Here is a 2,309-nt window from a genome sequence, read left to right as displayed (position 1 = left end):
GGCACCTGCATGACCAAGCTGATCAAGCGCTCGCGACCAAACGCAGCCGTACGTACGGAGGTAAACGCCACCCCGTTTTGCTCGGCAAATGCATCCAGAAATGCGTTGAGTTTTGCAAGCTCCTCCGCGGGCAAGGCCTCAGACAGCAGGCTCAGGATGGCGCTGCGAAGGAGTTTGTAGCCGGTGAAGAGGATGTTTGCGCCAACCAGCAGCGCGACGATCGGGTCGAGGACCTGCCAGCCGGTCAGCGCCACGAGCGCCATGCCGACAATCACGCCGACGGTGGTCCACACGTCCGTGAGCAGGTGTTTCCCGTCCGCCTCCAGGGTTGCCGAGCGGTAGCGCTTCCCGCCGCGGACGAGCGCGTACCCGGCGGCGGCGTTGAGCACGGCGGCGACGACGGAGAACAGTAATCCCACGCCGAGCTGCTCCACTGGCTGCGGAGTGATCAGCCGTTCCACGCCGGTGTAGATGATGGCCACGGCCGCGACGAGGATGAGCGAGCCCTCCACCTGGGCGGAAAAATATTCAGCCTTGGAGTGTCCGAAGTTGTGGTTCGCGTCCGCCGGCTTCGCGGACAGCTTGAGCGCCCAGAGGCTGACGACGGCGGCCACGAAGTTGATCACGGTCTCGATCGCGTCCGACATGAAGCCGACGGAGCCGGTGACCCAGGCAGCGACCATCTTGAGCGCGATGGTGAGCAGGGATACCGCGATGGAAAGCCACATGAAGCGTTCCAGGATCTTTTGCTCTTCTTGGAGTGAAGGGGGCAATTCAGGCATGCGAGTGTCCTCCCACAATTGGGGCGCTTCGGCGCCGTGTGTGCAACGGTTCGAAGGTCTCGCTCACTCCAATCCGGAGCCGGCTGCCCGGGCGCGTGCGCCAGTATGTCGACCAACCGATTGCGGGCTACTCCCCTTCAATGGATAGTGAGTGTAGCAGGGCGTCGATAAGCAAGTGCCCTACAATGGTCACCGATTTGAGTTCCCAACGATTGGAAAACACCATGGCACGCAAGCGTGGCCTTCAAACTGATCCGGTGATCTTCGGGGCATCGCTCGGCTTCATCGTCGTCTTCGTGGCGGCGACGCTGGCGTTCGGTGATCGCGCCCGCCAGCTTTACAGCTCGATCTCCGGGTTCCTAATGGACAATTTCTCCTGGATGTACATCGGCGGTATCTCCGCAGTGTTCATCTTCCTCATCGTTATTTTCGTCTCCCGCTTTGGCAACATGCGGCTTGGCGACGACGAAGACGAGCCCGAATACAGCTACCCAGTCTGGTTCGCCATGCTCTTCGCCGCCGGCATGGGCGCAACGCTCATGTTCTGGGGCGCCGCGGAGCCGCTGAACCACGCGTACAACCCGCCGCGCGGCGATATGGAACCAATGAGCCGCGAGGCGATCGTGCAGGCCTTCGAGTTCACGTACTACCACTTTGGCATCCACATGTGGGTGATCTTCACCCTGCCCGGCCTGGCCATCGGGTACTTCGTGTACAAGCGCAAGATGCCGGCGCGCATGTCGTCGATGTTCGCTCCGCTGCTCGGCGGTCGGGTGTACGAGACGCCGGGCAAGCTTCTCGACGCCCTGGGGATCATCGGTACCATCTTCGGCCTCGGTGTCTCTGTGGGCCTTGGCGTCCTGCAGATCTCCGCGGGCCTGAACATTCTGTGGGGCGTGCCGCTCATTACGCCGGTGCAGCTGGGCATCATCCTGTTCATCACCATCGCGGCGTGCCTTTCCGTGGCCACCGGCCTGGACAAGGGCGTGAAGATCCTGTCCAACGTGAACATCGGCGCGACGATCTTCCTCATGCTCTTCGTGCTCGTCTCCGGCCCGACGCTGGCGCTGATGGGGCAGATCACGGAGTCCTTTGGCATCTACGGCAACTCGCTGCCCGAGCTGATGTTCTGGGTGGACTCCTACAACGACAACCCGGGCTGGCACGCCACCTGGACGGCGTTCTACTGGGCCTGGACGATCTGCTGGTCCCCGTTTGTGGGCATGTTCTTCGCCCGCATTTCCCGCGGCCGCACCGTCCGCGAGTTCATCGGCGGCACCATCCTGCTGCCGACGGTGTTCGACCTGATCTGGTTCTCCATCTTCGGCCGCGCCGCGATGGAGATGGAGGCCGAGGACCCGGGCGTGCTGACCAAACCCGTGGTGGAGGACGGCGACACGCCGCGCGCCCTGTTCTCGCTGCTGGCGGAGTACCCGCTGTACGCGGTGACCGGCGCGGTCGCCCTGTTTGTCATCGTGATGTACTTTGTCACCTCCATGGACTCCGCCGCGCTGGTGGTGGACATGT

The 2,309-nt window shown here is 62.8% G+C and carries 2 protein-coding genes; one reads left to right on the top strand and one right to left on the bottom strand.

Annotation, left to right across the window (positions count from 1 at the left end):
• Positions 1–782: cation diffusion facilitator family transporter (locus EAW56_RS11785; RefSeq protein ID WP_147453318.1), on the bottom strand; the 782-nt coding region annotated here is incomplete at its 3' end.
• Positions 783–1,006: 224 nt separating this feature from the next.
• On the opposite strand from EAW56_RS11785, the gene EAW56_RS11780 reads away from it, so the two are divergent.
• Positions 1,007–2,309, top strand: a 1,303-nt coding sequence (locus EAW56_RS11780; RefSeq protein WP_244213427.1) for a BCCT family transporter, incomplete at its 3' end; no start/stop codon positions are given.

Source organism: Corynebacterium gottingense (assembly GCF_003693265.1).
Lineage (GTDB): Bacteria > Actinomycetota > Actinomycetes > Mycobacteriales > Mycobacteriaceae > Corynebacterium > Corynebacterium gottingense.
This window is presented reverse-complemented; position numbering and strand designations above follow the sequence as displayed.